The organism is Mycobacterium kyorinense, assembly GCF_001672775.1.
Taxonomy (GTDB): Bacteria; Actinomycetota; Actinomycetes; order Mycobacteriales; family Mycobacteriaceae; genus Mycobacterium; species Mycobacterium kyorinense_A.
On record NZ_LZKJ01000078.1, the window covers coordinates 51,293 to 67,180 of the forward strand.

The following is a 15,888-nucleotide window of genomic DNA, read 5'->3' on the forward strand; positions in this document are numbered from 1 at the left end:
GCGCCGAAAAGTCGCAATAGCTTCACATTGGGCGCCGCCGGAGCAATTGACGAGACCCGCGGATCGGCGAGATCACTAGAGTCGGTATCGCCCGGTGGTGATACCGCGTAGGGCGACTTCGACGGTGGTTGCAACGTTCATGTGGCTGGTGTCCAGTACGTGTGCTTCGAGCGCGTCCAGGTTGCTGAACTGATGATGAAGCGAGCGGATCGGCTCGGGTTCGGTCAGTGCATCGGCGGAGGTTCTACTGGTAGCGCGACGGAGCGTGGCGGACTCGTCGGGGCGCAGCACAAGGTAGTGCAAGTCGATCCTGTTGGTGGTGCTCATGGCGCGGAATGCGTCGAGGAACCAGGGGCCAATGATGCCGTCGCAGATAACGTCGTAACCGCCCGCGGCATAGCCAAAAGCGCTTTGGGCTAGGACACCAATGACAATCGTATTTTGGTGATGCGCTTCAGGCAGGTGCGGCGCGACGGCGCCTTGCCGGATACAGCGCCAGAAGTCGTCAGCGTGCAGGTGCACGCTGAGTTCGAGCTTGTCGGCGACTAGTCTGGCGATGGTTGTCTTGCCGGCTCCCGGCGGCCCCGTCACAACGGTCACCCTGCCGGTTCTTGCGCGTCGTCCTACAGCATGCAGGAGACGCAGCCCTCCACCTCAGTGCCCTCGAGGGCCATCTGGCGCAGCCGGATGTAGTACAGCGTCTTGATGCCCTTGCGCCAGGCGTAGATCTGCGCCTTGTTCACATCGCGGGTGGTGGCGGTGTCCTTGAAGAACAGCGTCAGCGAAAGCCCTTGGTCCACATGCTGGGTGGCCGCTGCGTAGGTGTCGATGATCTTCTCGTAGCCGATCTCGTAGGCGTCCTGGTAGTACTCCAGGTTGTCGTTGGTCATGTACGGCGCCGGGTAGTAAACCCGGCCGATCTTGCCTTCCTTGCGGATCTCGACCCTGGACACGATCGGGTGGATCGAACTCGTCGAGTGATTGATGTAGGAGATCGACCCGGTCGGCGGCACCGCCTGCAGGTTCTGGTTGTAGATGCCGTGCGCCTGCACCGACTCCTTCAACCGCTGCCAGTCATCCTGCGTCGGGATGCGAATGCCGGCCTCGGCGAAGAGCTCACGCACCTTGGGCGTCGCGGGCTCCCACACCTGTTCGGTGTAGCGATCGAAGAACTCCCCCGACGCGTACTTGGAGTTCTCGAAGCCCTTGAAATGTGTTCCGCGTTCAATCGCAAGACGATTCGACGCCCTTAGCGCGTGATACAGCACGCAGTAGAAGTAGATGTTGGTGAAGTCGACGCCCTCGTCGGAGCCGTAGAAGATGCGTTCTCGAGCCATGTAGCCGTGCAGGTTCATCTGGCCGAGCCCGATGGCGTGCGAGTCGTTGTTGCCCTGTTCGATCGAGGGCACCGAGGTGATGTGCGTCTGATCAGAGACCGCCGTCAGGGCCCGGATCGCCACCTCGATGGTCTGCGCGAAATCCGGGGAGTCCATGGTCTTGGCGATGTTCAGCGACCCCAGATTGCACGAGATGTCTTTGCCCACTTTGGCATACGACAGGTCATCGTTGAACAACGACGGCGTGGACACCTGCAGGATCTCCGAGCATAGGTTCGAGTGGGTGATCTTGCCCTCGATCGGGTTGGCCCGGTTCACCGTGTCCTCGAACATGATGTAGGGATAACCGGACTCGAACTGCAGCTCCGCCACTGTCTGGAAGAACTCCCGTGCCTTGATCTTGGTCTTGCGGATGCGGGAGTCGTCGACCATCTCGTAGTACTTTTCGGTGACCGAGATGTCGGCAAACGGGACACCGTAGACCCGTTCGACGTCATACGGCGAGAACAGGTACATGTCCTCGTTCTTCTTGGCCAGCTCGAAGGTGATGTCCGGGATCACCACGCCCAGCGAGAGCGTCTTGATCCGGATCTTCTCGTCGGCGTTCTCCCGCTTGGTGTCTAAGAAGCGGTAGATGTCGGGGTGGTGAGCGTGCAGATAGACCGCGCCGGCGCCTTGGCGAGCACCGAGCTGATTGGCGTAGGAGAACGAGTCCTCCAGCAGCTTCATGATCGGGATGACGCCCGAACTCTGGTTCTCGATGTTCTTGATCGGCGCACCATGTTCACGAATGTTGCTCAGCAGCAACGCGACTCCCCCGCCGCGCTTGGAAAGTTGCAGTGCGGAGTTGATCGAGCGCCCGATCGACTCCATATTATCTTCGATGCGCAAAAGGAAGCAATTATGGACGACTGCGCCACGAATCGTGTAGGTATGAGTGCCCTCGACGTGAAGGTTATACACCGTGTCCGGAATTTCCTGCGTACCCTTCAGCTCGCGAATCCCGTACACATGCCGCCCACCTACGACCTGATAAGTCTTGCGCGACGATCCTTTTCGGCCTACGTAGTTATATAGGTTCTTGCCGACATCGAAAATGAACTCTTCATTGGTGCCGGGCAGCCCGGGGACGAAGACCTGCCCCGTCAGGTTGCCTGCTTGGTTGACGTACTGACGGACTGTGGACATGATGCCGACTCGACGCAGGAGGAGTTGTACCTGATCGATCAGCTCCGGATTCACCAGGTCGAGCATGATACCGCCGGTGGTGCAGCACCCGTCGCCGCGGAACAGCCCGTCTAACAGTCCGCACTGGAACTCTTCATCGGCTGTCAAGACGTCGTGAGACAACCGTTTTGCGTGGTATCCCGTCCCAACCATGGAGAGGAACAGCGAGGCGACGACCATGCTGTTGCAAACCATCCGTACCGACTGATCCGACACACTGTGGTGGACAGCAAGGTCGGCCGCGAATACCCGCTTGAACGCCGCGGCCAACTCCTGCTGATATTCGATTTCGTGTGCGCCGAGGGTGAAGTGAATACCGTTGGGCGTCACCCCATCAGATCCTGATCGCTTGGAGATGTGGCCTTCGGCGACGTACCAACCAAGGATGAGGCCGAGGTCGTACGACTCTTCGACGTAGCGGTTCACCGAAACGAAGCCGATCCGGTGGCGCTGCTTGCTGCGGTGCTTCGCGTCGGAGTTGACCTTGCGGATGAGCCCGTCGACCTCTTCGTACACGCCCGAGCCGACATACTTCATCAGGTCATACACGCGCGGCTCGCGCCCCTCCAACGGGGCCGCCGTCACGATGAAATCCGTAGGCTGAACGTCTTTGGCCGCTAGCCATACAAATCCATTGAACGGATCAGCACCATCGCCGTCGATGAGACTCTCGACCTCACGGGTTGTCCACACGAGGATCGGGTGCTCCGGAGTGCATCGGATCGGCTCTTTGTGCCCGAAGTGGGAAATCGAGACCAGGGCTTGGTCATTGGGGTTCTCGACAACGGACTCGACTACGGAAAAGGATCCGTCGTGCGAGAGCACCCGGTCACCGGCCTGCAAAGTCTCGATCGCCTTCGGCCCGTCAGGTGTGTCAACCGGCGTTCCGGCCGGAAAGCAGCTCACTGGCTCACCGCGCTGCTTCTTGCCGGAGTTGAGAAACGTCGGGGTGGCCGGCTGGAAGCGGCCCTCGATGACCTCGTCGACGAGCTGCTCGGCCAATTTGGTGTCACCGGCGGCCAACGTCAGCGCCACCATGACCACCCGGTCTTCGAAGCGCTCCAGATACCGCTTCCCGTCAAAGGTCTTCAGCGTGTAGGAGGTGTAGTACTTGAACGCACCCAGAAACGTCGGGAACCGAAACTTCTTGGCGTAGGCCCGATCCAGCAGCGTCTTGACGAAGTTGCGCGAGTACTGGTCGAGAACCTCACGCTCGTAGTAGTTCTCGCGGATCAGGTAGTCGAGCTTCTCGTCCTGATTGTGGAAGAACACCGTGTTCTGATTGACGTGCTGCAAGAAGAACTGATGCGCGGCTTCCCGGTCCTTGTCGAACTGGATCTTGCCGTCGGCGTCGTACAGATTGAGCATCGCGTTGAGGGCGTGATAGTCCGTCTCGCCCGGCAACGTGTTGTGCCCGGCCGGCGTTACACGTTCTGCAGTTGCGGCGGTTGGTGGCACGTGTCGTCCTTCCAAAAGTCAGCCAAACCGGCGCGGACGGCGTCTACGTCGTCCGGGGTTCCCATCAGTTCGAAGCGGTACAGGTACGAAACGCCGCACTTGCGGGAGATCACGTTGCCCGCATAGGCGAATTCGGCACCGAAGTTGTTGTTGCCCGCGGCGATCACGCCGCGGATCAACGAGCGGTTGTGTTCGTTGTTCAAGAAGGCGATGACCTGCTTGGGGACATATCCGCCGTCATTGATATTCGGAGTGGCCCGGCCACCGCCGTAAGTAGGCAGCACCAGAACGTAAGGGCGGTCCACCTCGATGCGGCCGTGCAGCGGTATCCGCGTGGCCGGAATGCCCAGCTTCTGCACGAAGCGATGGGTGTTCTCCGACACGCTGGAGAAATACACCAGGCTGCACGACTGCACCGCGATCTCCTGACCGGCTATGCGCTCAGCGCAGCGCTTGCCAGCGCCTTGATCCGGTCCGGACGAAAGCCCGACCAGTGCTCGTTGCCGGCCACCACGACCGGGGCCTGCAGATAACCCAGCGCCATCACGTAGTCGCGCGCTTCACTGTCGATCGAGATGTCGACCGTTTCGTAAGCGATGCCCTGTTTGTCCAGCGCCTTGTAGGTGGCGTTGCACTGCACACACGCCGGCTTGGTGTAAACGGTGATGCTCATCGGCGATACCACTCCTCTGTGGAAGATGACGAACTTGACACGGACTGGCAACTACTGTGGTACTGCGTCTGCACTGCTGGTTCAGCAGCCCGCCATGACCCGAAATTCCCATCTTCGCCAACCGCATCGGCGACTCTTCATCAAGCATATCGAGTCTTTCGGCGCGGCCCGGCTGACCAGGTGTGCCCGGGGCCTGTCGGTGTCCGGAACACTACACCTAGTGGCCGTCAATAAGAAGAGATACAAGATATTCTGAACAACATTCATGAAATTCCCTGGTCGTAAGCCCACTGCGGCGAGCGTCATCGGCGTGTCGTAGATCACAATCCGGCTGTGTCCGGCCGGGTGGGATCCATGCGCTCAGATCTACCATCGACCACCGACAACTACCGGCCAACGATTCTCGCCGGCTCGCCACAGCAAACTTGCCGGGCAGGCGCTAGCTCACCTCGGCGGCCAGCTTGCCCACCACGTCGCGCACATTGGAAACCAACTCGGCATGCTCGCGTGGGTGCGTACCGTTCAGCGACGCCAGGGGCACCGAGAGCTTGATTGCCTCGACGACGCGCGGCCCGGCGATGCCGAATGACTTGCGGGTCTCGTCGTGCGCCCAGATACCGCCGTAGCGGCCTAGCGACCCGCCGATGACGGCCAGCGGTTTGCCTTTCAACGCGCTGTTGCCGAACGGCCGGGACAGCCAGTCGATCGCGTTCTTCAGCACGCCCGGCACGCTGCCGTTGTATTCGGGCGTGACCACCAGCGCGGCGTCGGCCTCGGCAGCCGCGGTCCGCAAGGCCCTCACCGCCGCGGGGAAGTCGGCATTGTCGGCCGAATCGAGGTCCTCGTTGTAGAACGGCAACGCGCCGAGCCCGTCGAAGACGGTCACGGTGACCCCGTCGGGCGCGACGTCGGCGGCCAACTCCGCGATCTGCCGGTTGACCGAGGCCGCCCGCAGACTTCCCACCAGCGCCAATACCTTGATGTCCGCCATCGTCGAATTCCCTTCGCCTTGTCCGTGCTACATCCTTGCACGGCCTAACCGGACCATAGTCCGCTTTATTCCGGGCGCGTTACAGTGCAGTGGTGAGCGTCGTCGACTGGCGAGGTGGGCTACCGGTGTCCACTCCCATCGAGCGTGGCGACGCGGCCCGTAACCGTGCCCTGGTGTTGGAGGCCGCGCGCCGACTCATCGCCGAGCGCGGAGCGGACGCGGTCACGATGGACGACATCGCCGCCGCGGCAGGGGTCGGCAAGGGCACGGTGTTCCGCCGCTTCGGCAGCCGCGCCGGACTGATGATGGTGCTGCTCGACGAGGACGAGCGGTCCAGTCAGCAAGCCTTTTTGTTCGGCCCGCCGCCGCTGGGCCCCGATGCGCCGCCGCTGGATCGGCTGGTGGCGTTCGGGCGTGAGCGGCTGTGCTTTGTCCATCGCCACCACGCACTGCTGTCGGCGGCCAACCGCGATCCGCTGACCCGCTATGGCGCCGCCGCGATGGTGCAGCGGACTCATGTCCGGATGCTGCTGGCCTCAGCCGGCACCACTGGCGACCTCGATGCGCAAACCGATGCTCTGCTGGCTCTGCTCGACGTCGATTACGTCGAGCATCAGCTCGCTGCCCGCGGCCACACCCTCGAGACGCTGGGGGCGGGCTGGGAAAGCCTGGCGCGCAAGCTCTGCGGGAAATGACTGCCCGCTGGATTCTGCACGTCGACCTCGACCAATTCCTGGCGTCGGTCGAACTGCGCCGCCATCCCGAGCTCGCGGGACTGCCGGTGATCGTCGGCGGCAGCGGTGATCCGACCGAGCCGCGCAAGGTGGTCACCTGCGCCTCGTATGAAGCCCGGCAGTCGGGGGTGCGCGCGGGGATGCCACTGCGCATCGCTGCGCGCCGCTGCCCGGAAGCCACCTTTCTGCCGTCGGATTCCGCCGCCTATGACGCCGCCTCTGACCAGGTGATGGGGGCGCTACGGGACCTGGGACACCCGGTGGAGGTGTGGGGCTGGGACGAAGCATTCGTCGGCGCCGACGTCGACGAACCGCTGGAGCTCGCCGAACAGATCCGTACCGTCGTCTCGACCGAAACCGGGCTGTCCTGTTCGGTCGGCATCAGCGACAACAAGCAGCGCGCCAAGGTGGCCACCAGCTTCGCGAAACCGGCTGGCATCTATCAACTCACCGACGCCAACTGGATGTCGGTGATGGGCGACCGGCCTGTCGACGCGCTTTGGGGTGTGGGGCCCAAGACCACGAAAAAGCTTGCCGCCCTGGACATCACCACCGTCTGGCAGCTGGCCAACGCCGACACCGGATTGCTGACGAAGACCTTCGGATCACGAACAGGGCTGTGGTTGCTGCTGGTGGCCAATGGCGGTGGCGACGACACGGTCAGCGCCGAGCCATGGGTGCCGCGGTCACGCAGCCACGTCATCACTTTCCCGCGTGATCTCACCGACCGCCACGAAATGGAGGCAGCAGTAACCGAATTGGCGCAGCGCGCGCTCGGCGAAGTCGTCGCTCAACAGCGGATCGTGACCCGGGTGGCCGTCACCATGCGCACCGCAACGTTTTTCACCCGCACCAAGATCCGCAAGCTTGACCAACCCAGCATTGACCCCGACGCCGTCGTCGCTGCTGCGCTGCGGGTGCTGGACCTCTTCGAGCTCGATCGCCCGGTTCGCCTGCTCGGAGTGCGCCTGGAACTGCAGATGCCTGGCTAAGTCAGCGCGGCAAGGCATTTGGCCGCAATGCCTTCGTGAAGAACCGGTTGACTTGGCGCATCGCCACGCTATAGGGCCACCACGCCACTCGTTTGAACGTGTACAACGCCCAGATATCCGCCGAGGTGTAGATCAGGAAGCGGTTCTTGGCGACGCCGGCCAGGATCTTGTCAGCCGCCTTCTCCGGTGAGACGGCATGCCCGCTGAAGCGATCCACCCACCGGCTCACATGGGGGTCGTCGCGGTCGACGCCGGCGATCTCGACGGTGTTGACCAACGGCGTTCGCACCGCCCCGGGCACAACCACCGACACCCCGATCCGGTGCCGAGCCAAGTCGAAGCGCAGCACTTCCGATACTCCGCGCAGACCGTACTTGCTGGCGCTGTACGCAGCGTGCCAGGGCAGCGCGACCAGTCCGGCAGCCGACGACACATTGACGAGGTGCCCGCCTTGGCCGGCGGCCATCATCGGCGGAATGAACGTCTCGATGACGTGGATCGGGCCCATCAGGTTGATCGCGACCATTTTGCTCCACTGCTCGTGACTGAGCTGGTCGACGGTCCCCCACGCCGAGACTCCGGCGATGTTCATCAAGATGTCCATGCTCGGGTGATTGGCGTGGATGTCTGCGGCGAAGGCGGCCACGTCGTCATAGCTGGCGATATCCAGCGCTCGGTGCTCGGGGACCTGCGCACCCAATGCGCGAGCGTCGGCCACCGTCTCCGCCAATCCCTCGGCGTTGCGGTCGGTCAGGTAAAGCTCGGCACCCTGGGCGGCGAGCCGCAACGCGGTCGCGCGGCCAATGCCGCTGGCCGCACCGGTGAGAAAACACCTCTTACCCGCGTAGGTCGTCTGAGCCATGGCGGTAGACAATACCGGCGCGCTAGGTCCGGCCACCCCACAACGCCGCCAGCCACAACTGCTCAAGCACCCGGATCCCGCGCTGGACGTCGCGGTCGGCGCCGAGGTAGGTGGTGTCTCCGGACAGCATTTGCGCGGTGGTGACCGCCAGTGTGCGCACCAGCGCCGGGATGTCGTCGCTGATGGGATGCGCAGTGCCGGCCGCCAACTCGTCCTCGACGACTCCGATGATCTGAGTGATCACACCGTCGACCTGCTGATCGAGGATCTCCCGGATTTCGGCATCGGTGTTGCGGGCGACATTGCACGCCGACATCACCGGATCGTTGTGTGCGTAGACAATCGCGGCGCTGCCGACCATCCGCGTGGCGAACGCCGCCGGCGACTCGTCGGGCCCGCGCGGCGCGAAGTACTGGGTGAGCTCCTCGAGTTCCTGGGTCGCCTCGGCCAAAATTTGGGCCAGCACCGAGTATTTCGAGTCGAAGTAGAAGTAGAAACCCGATCGGGCCACACCTGCCCGGTCGCTGATCGTGCTGACCGACAGCTCTGCGAACGGCTTCTCCTCCAGCAGCTCACGCACCGCGTGCACGATCGCCTGCCGCTGCCTGTCGCCGCGTCGTGTCGGGGCGGAAGCAGCCGGAGACTGATCGGCGGTCCGCCGAGCTTCCTGCTGTGTGCTCACACTTCGACCTTGCACTACACCAGGAGAAAACGAAACTTGACAGTCGTCAAGTCGGTCTTGAGGATGGGTTTTGAGTGACGGAGGCCACAATCGGTGAGGAGCGTCAATGGCGACCATCAGCACCCCGAACTACCTGCTCGACCAGGCTAAACGCCGGTTCACTCCGTCGTTCAACAATTTTCCCGGGATGGGCGCCGTCGAGCGGAGACTGCTGAACACCGAGTTCCCGCCGAGAAAGCTCGCAGACCCGCCGCCGGGCAGCGGGCTCAAGCCGGTCATGGGCGACGCTGGGCTGCCGATCCTCGGCCACATCATCGAGATGCTGCGGGGCGGACCCGACTATTTGATGTTCATCTACCGCACCAAAGGCCCGCTCGTCTTTGGCGACTCGCCGGTGCTGCCCGGGGTCGCGGCGCTGGGTCCCGACGCCGCCCAAGTCATCTACTCCAACCGCAACAAGGATTACTCGCAGCAGGGTTGGGTTCCGGTGATCGGGCCGTTCTTTCATCGCGGGCTGATGTTGCTCGACTTCGAGGAGCACATGTTCCACCGGCGGATCATGCAGGAAGCCTTCGTCCGCTCCCGGCTGGTCGGGTACGTCGAGCAGATGGACAAGGTTGTCTCTCAGGTGGTCGCCAACGATTGGGTGGTCAACGACGCGCGGTTCCTGCTCTACCCGGCGATGAAGGAGCTCACGCTCGACATCGCCTCGATGGTGTTCATGGGCCACGAACCGGGCACCGACCATGAGCTGGTCACCAAGGTGAACAAAGCCTTCACGATCACCACCCGCGCCGGCAACGCGATCATCCGCTCCAGCGTCCCGCCGTTCACGTGGTGGCGTGGCCTCAAAGCGCGGCAGTTGCTGGAGAACTACTTCGCCGCCCGCGTCAAGGAGCGGCGCGGCAAGGAAGGCAACGATCTGCTGACGGTGCTGTGCGAGACCGAGGATGAGGACGGTAACCGGTTCTCCGACGAGGACATCGTCAACCACATGATCTTTTTGATGATGGCCGCCCACGACACCTCGACCTCGACGGCCACCACGATGGCCTACCACCTGGCCGCGCATCCGGAGTGGCAGGACCGCTGCCGCGACGAGTCGGACCGGCTCGGCGACGGCCCACTGGACATCGAGTCGCTGGAGAAGCTCGAGACGCTGGACCTGGTGATGAACGAGTCGATTCGGCTGGTGACCCCGGTGCAGTGGGCGATGCGCCAAACCGTGCGCGACACCGACCTGCTGGGCTACTACCTGCCGAAGGGCACCAACGTCATCGCCTATCCCGGCATGAACCATCGGCTGCCGGAGCTGTGGACGGATCCGCTCACCTTCGACCCCGAACGGTTCACCGAGCCACGCAACGAGCACAAGCGTCATCACTATGCATTCACGCCGTTCGGCGGCGGCGCGCACAAGTGCATCGGCATGGCGTTCGGCCGACTGGAGATCAAGACGATCCTGCACCGGCTGCTGCGGCGGTACCGGCTGGAGCTGGCTCACCCGGGATACAAGGGGAAATGGGACTACGCCGGGATGCCCGTGCCGGTGGACGGCATGCCGATCGTGTTGCGGCCGCTGTAGGACGACGTCGCCGTTAGCGCCGAGTGTGTGGTTTCGTACGCGACGCGCCGGCACAGGCGTATGGATCCGCACAGTCGGCGCGAAATCGAAGAAACTTGACAGGCGTCAAGTTTCGAGGTCAGGATGGGGTTCAGTGACGGCTGCCACAACGGTAAGGAGCCTCGATGGCGACCATCAGCACCCCCCGCTACCTGCTTGATCAGGCCAAGCGTCGGCTGATTCCCACGGTCAACACCATCCCGGGCATGGGGATGATCGAGAAGCGGCTGCTGACCGTCGACTGGAAGCAGCGCGAGTTGGCCGAGCCGCCGGCCGGCAGTGGGCTGAAGCCGGTGATGGGCGACTCGGGGCTGCCGCTGCTGGGCCACATCATCGAGATGTTCCGGGAAGGCCCCGACTTCCCGCTGCACCTGTATCAGACGCGTGGCCCGGTATTCTTCGCCGATTCACCGATCCTGCCGTCGATCGTCGCCGTCGGCCCCGACGCCACCCAGGCCATCTTCTCCAACCGCAACAAGGACTTCTCCCAAGAAGGTTGGCACCCGGTCATCGGCCCGTTCTTCAACCGCGGCCTGATGATGCTCGACTTCGACGAGCACATGTATCACCGGCGGATCATGCAGGAAGCGTTCACCCGCACCCGGCTGACGGGCTATGTCGAGCACATCGACCGGGTCGCGACGGCGATCGTGCACGACTGGCCCACCAACGACGCGCGCTTCCTGTTCCATCCGGCGATGAAGGAACTCACCCTCGATATCGCGTCGGTGGTGTTCATGGGCCACGAACCGGGCACCGACCATGACCTCGTCACCAAGGTGAATCAGGCGTTCACCACCACCACCCGCGCCGGCGGAGCCATCATCCGCACACCCGTCCCACCCTTCAAGTGGTGGCAGGGGCTGCGGGCGCGCAAGGTGCTCGAGGACTACTTCACCGAACGGGTCGCCGAGCGCCGCAACGCCGAGGGCACCGACATGCTCACCGTGTTGTGTCACACCGCCGACGACGACGGCAACAGCTTCAGCGACGAGGACATCGTCAACCACATGATTTTTTTGATGATGGCCGCCCACGACACCTCCACGTCAACGACCACGACGATGGCCTACAACCTGGCGGCCAACCCGGAGTGGCAGGAACGCTGCCGCGACGAGTCGGCCCGGCTGGGCGACGGCCCGCTGGACATCGAGTCGCTGGAGAAGCTCGAGACACTGGACCTGGTGATGGACGAGTCGCTGCGGCTGGTGACCCCGCTGCCGTTCAATATGCGCCGGACCGTGCGCGACACCGATCTGCTGGGCTACTACGTACCGGCCGGCACCAATGTGGTCACCTGGCCGGGGATGAATCACTGGCTGCCTGAGCTGTGGACCGAGCCCCGGAAGTTCGACCCTGAACGGTTCACCGAACCGCGCAGCGAACACAAGAAGCACCGCTACGCGTTCGCACCGTTCGGCGGCGGGGCGCACAAGTGCATCGGAATGGTGTTCGGCCGGCTGGAGGTCAAAACCGTCATCCACCGGCTCCTGCGCCGCTACCGCCTCGAACTGGCCCGGCCGGATTACCAGCCGCGCTGGGACTACGGCGGCATGCCGATCCCGATGGACGGCATGCCGATCGTGCTGCGCCCGCTGTAATTTCGTCAGCTGATCAGTCGGTTTGCGCAGGCGATGACCGCCCGTAGCGCGGAGTCCGTCGCGTCGTCAGACCAGCCCATCGCCCACTCGGCATGGGCACCGTCGCTGCCCTGGATGAAGGTCGCGATGGCATCGTCTGAGCGCAGTTGATGAAAATGCAGCATCTCGACCGCGATGCCGCACGTGTAGAGCATCTCGGTCAGCGCGGCAACCGGGCCCGTCGCGGTGGCGGTCAGGGTTTCAATGCGGTCGCCGATACCGAGCGTGGCTTGGAAGGTGCGGGCCTGGGGCCCCAGCCGGGTGGCGGGGCGGCCGGTGTCGGCGCATTCCCAGTTGCCCAGCCGCAGCGGCCCGGCGCTGGGCGCATATTCGGCGGTGAATGTGCTCCACGACATGGTGTTGGCGTCCTCCCGGAGCTCACGCGGCAGCGGAATGCCACCAAAGCGGGCCTGTAGCGGTTCGGGCGGGGCGGGCGCGGTATCGGCGCCGAGATGGATTGTCATGAGCCGGTCTTCTCTGGTCTGCAGGAATGACCGACGGGTAGTAGCTTCCGACCCACAGCGGGGGGTCGGTCTGGATCAGACCCCGCTGCGGGTGCTGGCTACTACGACAAGATGTTGCACGATTACTGAGGTTAGTCGCCGACGCCGGGCCGGTGCAAGTGGTTAGGCCGAGCGCCCGGCGAGGTCTTCGAGGGCCTCTTGCAGCAGGCCGGTCACCGAGTTGGCGATGTCATCGAGCCCGGACTCCTTGGTCACCTCGACCATCAGTCGCGGGTCCATCGCGTCGACGATCACGCTGTCGGGCGCGTCTGGGTCTCGGCGCACCACGACGTTGCAGGGCAGCAGCACCCCGATTTGCCGGTAGACGTTGACCGCCTGGTGGGCGAACTGCGGGTTGCACGCGCCGAGGATCAGGTAATCCTCCATGTCCTCACCGAGTTTGGCTTTCAGCGTCGCTTTCATGTCGATCTCGGTCAGCACGCCAAAGCCCTTTGCAGCGAGCGCTTCCCGAGTCCGGGCAACCGCGTCGTCGAATGAGGTCTGCAGGGTGGTCGATAACGAAATGGCCATAGTCGGCTCCTCTCTCGTCTTCCATTGTGCGTCGGTTTTGCGCCCACTCGGCCACCTTGACGGGCCGCGAGGTGTAAAACGGTGCCCATGGGCCTCCCGTGCCGTCAGCCCGCCGCGGCGGTAGCCGCCCATGCATGAGCTGTCGCTGTGCCAGGCGATCGCCGGGGCGGTCAAGCCGTATGCCGATGGCCGCCACGTCGACGTCGTCCGCGTCCGGATCGGCGCCCTGCGCCAGGTGGTTCCCGAATCGCTGTCGTTCTGCTGGACGCTCGTCCGAGAGTACGAGGACATGCCCGACGCCGAGCTGGAGCTCGAGTTGGTCAGCGCGGAGGTGCGGTGTCGGTCCTGCGGCCAGCCGTCGACGATCACCTCGCAGTGGTGCCTGCTGTGCCCGCAGTGTGAGAGCGCCGATGTCGAGGTGCTGCGCGGTGAAGAGTTTCTGGTGACCTCGCTGGACGTTTCATAGGGGGCTGACGATGGGCAGGTTTCATCGACACGACGACGGCACCGTGCACACGCACGACCACGAGCACGAGCACGAGCACGAGCACGAGCACGAGCACGGAGACCACAGCGGCTATGACACCGGCTCGCAGCGGATCGACGTATTGGAGGCGATTTTCGCCGAAAACGATGTCCGTGCCGAGTACAACCGAAATGCGTTCGAGTCCAACGGTGTTCGCGCATTGAATCTGATGAGCTCGCCCGGTTCGGGGAAGACGACGGTGCTGGCCGCCACCCTCGACGAACTCGCCGGCGAGTTGGCCGTCGGAGTCATCGAAGGCGACATCGCCACCGACCTCGACGCCGCCAAGCTGGGCGGGCGGGGCGCGCAGATCTCGTTGCTCAACACCGGCAACGGGTTCGGCGGCGAATGCCACCTCGACGCCCCGATGGTCAACCGCGCGCTGCAGGGCCTCGAGCTCAGCGCGCTGGATCTGGTCATCATCGAAAACGTCGGAAACCTGGTCTGTCCAGCCGAATTCGACGTCGGCGAACATGCCAAGGCCATGGTCTATTCGGTCACCGAAGGCGATGACAAGCCGCAGAAGTACCCGGTGATGTTCCGCGCCGTCGACGTTGTCCTGCTCAACAAGATCGACCTGGTGCCCCACTTGGACGTCGACGTCGACTCCTATATCGCCCATGTTCGCGAGGTCAATCCGACCGCGACGGTTTTGCCGGTCAGCGCCCGCACCGGAGACGGCATGTCGGCCTGGTTCGGCTGGCTGCGGCGGTTCGCGGCAGGCGATCCGGCCTGACAACGTGGGCCGCCCACCCCGCCCGCATCGCTGCAAACCGCTTGTATGACAACACATGCAAGTTGTTCGCAGGACTACCAACGTGCATTTCAACCCCACGCGCCGACACCGCAGGGGCGGCCCCAAGGCCGTTGAGAATCCGGAAAATTGGACGGGTTACCCCAATTTGCTAGCGGACCGTTGACAACGCAAGTAAGCGGGAGTAGACCCAAAAACTAGCGCCGCGTAGGCGGGCCGACGGTCGACTCCGGCGGTGCCAGGGGCCAAGCAATCAGCCCTGGCCCCGGAAAGCTGCGGCATGCCAACGGAAGCAGCAGTCAAAGCGGAAGAAACTTTGATCCATGTGCTGTGGATCAACGCGGGCCTAAGTTGCGACGGCGATTCGGTGGCGTTGACTGCCGCCACCCAGCCCAGCATCGAGGAAATCGCACTCGGCGCCCTGCCTGGCCTCCCCAAGATCGCGGTGCATTGGCCGCTGATCGACTTCGAATGTGGACCCACCGGCGGCGCCGACGACTTCCTGGAATGGTTCTTCAAAGCCGACCGCGGTGAACTGGACCCCTTCGTGCTCGTCGTCGAGGGCTCGATCCCCAACGAAGCGATCAAGAACGAAGGGTATTGGTGCGGGTTCGGCAACGATCCGGCAACCGGCCAGCCGATGACCACCAGCGAATGGCTGGACCGACTGACGCCCAAGGCAACCGCGGTGGTCGCGGTCGGCACCTGCGCCACCTACGGCGGCATCCATGCGATGGCCGGCAACCCGACGGGGGCGATGGGCGTACCCGACTACCTGGGCTGGGACTGGAAGAGCAAGGCCGGAATTCCGATTGTCTGCGTCCCCGGCTGCCCGATCCACCCGGACAACCTGTCGGAGACCCTGACCTACCTGCTTTACATGGCGACCGGGCAGGCGCCGATGATTCCGCTCGACGACGCTCTGCGACCTCAGTGGCTGTTCGGCGCCACCGTCCACGAAGGCTGCGACCGGGCCGGCTACTACGAGCAGGGCGACTTCGCCACCGAATACGGGTCGCCGAAATGCATTGTGAAGCTGGGCTGTTGGGGTCCTGTCGTGAAATGCAATGTGCCCAAGCGGGGTTGGATCAACGGTGTCGGCGGCTGCCCGAACGTCGGCGGTATCTGCATCGGTTGCACCATGCCCGGGTTCCCGGACAAGTTCATGCCGTTCATGGACGAGCCACCCGGCGGCAAAGTGTCCACCGCCGCCTCCGGGCTGTACGGCTCACTGATCCGCAACCTGCGCGGCATCACCAACCGCACCCTCGACAAGGAGCCGCGGTGGCGGCACAAGGGCGCCGAACTCACCACGGGCCTGCAGCGCACCTGGTAGCCACACGTAAGAGAGAGT

At 63.7% G+C, this 15,888-nt stretch carries 15 protein-coding genes and 3 pseudogenes; 7 read left to right on the top strand and 11 right to left on the bottom strand.

Features of this window, described 5'->3' with window-relative positions; translation table 11 throughout:
* Positions 1–75: 75 nt before the first annotated feature.
* From A5707_RS07945 to A5707_RS07965, 7 genes and pseudogenes are all read right to left on the bottom strand, one after another.
* Entirely contained in the window at positions 76–600 is a 525-nt protein-coding gene (locus tag A5707_RS07945; RefSeq protein ID WP_082969334.1) for an AAA family ATPase, read from the bottom strand.
* 23 nt (positions 601–623) lie between these two features.
* Positions 624–2,240, bottom strand: a pseudogene (gene nrdE / locus A5707_RS24840) (class 1b ribonucleoside-diphosphate reductase subunit alpha); the annotation flags it as partial.
* A 24-nt stretch (positions 2,241–2,264) separates the two neighbouring features.
* Positions 2,265–3,470 (bottom strand): annotated as a pseudogene (locus tag A5707_RS24845) (LAGLIDADG family homing endonuclease); the annotation flags it as partial.
* Positions 3,459–4,022, bottom strand: a pseudogene (locus A5707_RS24850) (ribonucleotide reductase N-terminal alpha domain-containing protein); the annotation flags it as partial. The pseudogenes A5707_RS24850 and A5707_RS24845, both read right to left, overlap by 12 nt.
* Positions 3,989–4,438, bottom strand: coding sequence for a class Ib ribonucleoside-diphosphate reductase assembly flavoprotein NrdI (nrdI, locus tag A5707_RS07955; RefSeq protein WP_065013953.1), 450 nt, complete (start codon positions 4,436–4,438; stop codon positions 3,989–3,991). The pseudogene A5707_RS24850 and the gene nrdI, both read right to left, overlap by 34 nt.
* A 17-nt stretch (positions 4,439–4,455) precedes the next feature.
* Positions 4,456–4,695 carry a redoxin NrdH gene (locus tag A5707_RS07960; RefSeq protein ID WP_065013954.1) on the bottom strand — a complete coding sequence of 80 codons (240 nt, stop codon included), beginning with the start codon at positions 4,693–4,695 and terminating at the stop codon, positions 4,456–4,458.
* A gap of 439 nt (positions 4,696–5,134) precedes the next feature.
* Positions 5,135–5,686 (bottom strand): NAD(P)H-dependent oxidoreductase, encoded by a 552-nt coding sequence (locus A5707_RS07965; protein WP_065013955.1) that lies wholly within the window; start codon positions 5,684–5,686, stop codon positions 5,135–5,137.
* Positions 5,687–5,778: 92 nt separating this feature from the next.
* Here A5707_RS07965 and A5707_RS07970 point away from each other — a divergent pair, with 92 nt between their 5' ends.
* Together A5707_RS07970 and A5707_RS07975 are read left to right on the top strand one after the other, a co-directional pair.
* Positions 5,779–6,381 carry a TetR/AcrR family transcriptional regulator gene (locus tag A5707_RS07970; protein WP_065013987.1) on the top strand — a complete coding sequence of 201 codons (603 nt, stop codon included), beginning with the start codon at positions 5,779–5,781 and terminating at the stop codon, positions 6,379–6,381.
* On the top strand, positions 6,378–7,412 hold the full coding sequence (locus A5707_RS07975) for a DNA polymerase IV (protein WP_065013956.1): 1,035 nt from the start codon (positions 6,378–6,380) through the stop codon (positions 7,410–7,412). Before A5707_RS07970 ends, A5707_RS07975 begins: the two co-directional genes overlap by 4 nt.
* A gap of 1 nt (position 7,413) precedes the next feature.
* On the opposite strand, the gene A5707_RS07980 is transcribed toward A5707_RS07975, so the two are convergent.
* Both A5707_RS07980 and A5707_RS07985 read right to left on the bottom strand, forming a co-directional pair.
* The gene (locus A5707_RS07980; protein WP_065013957.1) at positions 7,414–8,274 is read right to left on the bottom strand and encodes an SDR family oxidoreductase; all 861 of its coding nucleotides are present in this window, start codon (positions 8,272–8,274) and stop codon (positions 7,414–7,416) included.
* Between the two features lie 22 nt (positions 8,275–8,296).
* Positions 8,297–8,956 carry a TetR/AcrR family transcriptional regulator gene (locus A5707_RS07985; RefSeq protein WP_065013958.1) on the bottom strand — a complete coding sequence of 220 codons (660 nt, stop codon included), beginning with the start codon at positions 8,954–8,956 and terminating at the stop codon, positions 8,297–8,299.
* Positions 8,957–9,062: 106 nt separating this feature from the next.
* On the opposite strand from A5707_RS07985, the gene A5707_RS07990 reads away from it, so the two are divergent.
* Both A5707_RS07990 and A5707_RS07995 read left to right on the top strand, forming a co-directional pair.
* Complete coding sequence (locus A5707_RS07990; protein WP_065013959.1) at positions 9,063–10,541, top strand: cytochrome P450; 1,479 nt, start codon at positions 9,063–9,065, stop codon at positions 10,539–10,541.
* A 164-nt stretch (positions 10,542–10,705) separates the two neighbouring features.
* Positions 10,706–12,181 carry a cytochrome P450 gene (locus A5707_RS07995; protein ID WP_065013960.1) on the top strand — a complete coding sequence of 492 codons (1,476 nt, stop codon included), beginning with the start codon at positions 10,706–10,708 and terminating at the stop codon, positions 12,179–12,181.
* A 5-nt stretch (positions 12,182–12,186) separates the two neighbouring features.
* Here the strand turns inward: A5707_RS07995 and A5707_RS08000 are convergent, their stop codons facing one another.
* Together A5707_RS08000 and A5707_RS08005 are read right to left on the bottom strand one after the other, a co-directional pair.
* Positions 12,187–12,684, bottom strand: coding sequence for a homocitrate synthase (locus A5707_RS08000; protein ID WP_065013961.1), 498 nt, complete (start codon positions 12,682–12,684; stop codon positions 12,187–12,189).
* Between the two features lie 162 nt (positions 12,685–12,846).
* On the bottom strand, positions 12,847–13,254 hold the full coding sequence (locus A5707_RS08005; RefSeq protein WP_065013962.1) for a DUF302 domain-containing protein: 408 nt from the start codon (positions 13,252–13,254) through the stop codon (positions 12,847–12,849).
* Between the two features lie 130 nt (positions 13,255–13,384).
* Between A5707_RS08005 and A5707_RS08010 the strand changes: the two genes are divergently transcribed.
* From A5707_RS08010 to A5707_RS08020, 3 genes are all read left to right on the top strand, one after another.
* The gene (locus A5707_RS08010; protein WP_065013963.1) at positions 13,385–13,720 is read left to right on the top strand and encodes a hydrogenase maturation nickel metallochaperone HypA; all 336 of its coding nucleotides are present in this window, start codon (positions 13,385–13,387) and stop codon (positions 13,718–13,720) included.
* Positions 13,721–13,730: 10 nt separating this feature from the next.
* Positions 13,731–14,516 (top strand): hydrogenase nickel incorporation protein HypB, encoded by a 786-nt coding sequence (gene hypB / locus A5707_RS08015; RefSeq protein ID WP_065013964.1) that lies wholly within the window; start codon positions 13,731–13,733, stop codon positions 14,514–14,516.
* Between the two features lie 298 nt (positions 14,517–14,814).
* Positions 14,815–15,870 (top strand): hydrogenase expression protein HypE, encoded by a 1,056-nt coding sequence (locus A5707_RS08020; protein ID WP_065013965.1) that lies wholly within the window; start codon positions 14,815–14,817, stop codon positions 15,868–15,870.
* Positions 15,871–15,888: the final 18 nt, after the last annotated feature.

Excerpts from the sequence above, each read along its gene's own strand:
- A5707_RS07960 (WP_065013954.1), bottom strand. The coding sequence starts at position 4,695 with ATGAGCATCACCGTTTACACCAAGCCGGCGTGTGTGCAGTGCAACGCC.
- A5707_RS07965 (WP_065013955.1), bottom strand. The coding sequence starts at position 5,686 with ATGGCGGACATCAAGGTATTGGCGCTGGTGGGAAGTCTGCGGGCGGCC.
- A5707_RS07975 (WP_065013956.1), top strand. The coding sequence starts at position 6,378 with ATGACTGCCCGCTGGATTCTGCACGTCGACCTCGACCAATTCCTGGCG.
- A5707_RS07980 (WP_065013957.1), bottom strand. The coding sequence starts at position 8,274 with ATGGCTCAGACGACCTACGCGGGTAAGAGGTGTTTTCTCACCGGTGCG.
- A5707_RS07990 (WP_065013959.1), top strand. The coding sequence starts at position 9,063 with ATGGCGACCATCAGCACCCCGAACTACCTGCTCGACCAGGCTAAACGC.
- A5707_RS07995 (WP_065013960.1), top strand. The coding sequence starts at position 10,706 with ATGGCGACCATCAGCACCCCCCGCTACCTGCTTGATCAGGCCAAGCGT.
- A5707_RS08000 (WP_065013961.1), bottom strand. The coding sequence starts at position 12,684 with ATGACAATCCATCTCGGCGCCGATACCGCGCCCGCCCCGCCCGAACCG.
- A5707_RS08005 (WP_065013962.1), bottom strand. The coding sequence starts at position 13,254 with ATGGCCATTTCGTTATCGACCACCCTGCAGACCTCATTCGACGACGCG.
- A5707_RS08010 (WP_065013963.1), top strand. The coding sequence starts at position 13,385 with ATGCATGAGCTGTCGCTGTGCCAGGCGATCGCCGGGGCGGTCAAGCCG.
- hypB (WP_065013964.1), top strand. The coding sequence starts at position 13,731 with ATGGGCAGGTTTCATCGACACGACGACGGCACCGTGCACACGCACGAC.
- A5707_RS08020 (WP_065013965.1), top strand. The coding sequence starts at position 14,815 with ATGCCAACGGAAGCAGCAGTCAAAGCGGAAGAAACTTTGATCCATGTG.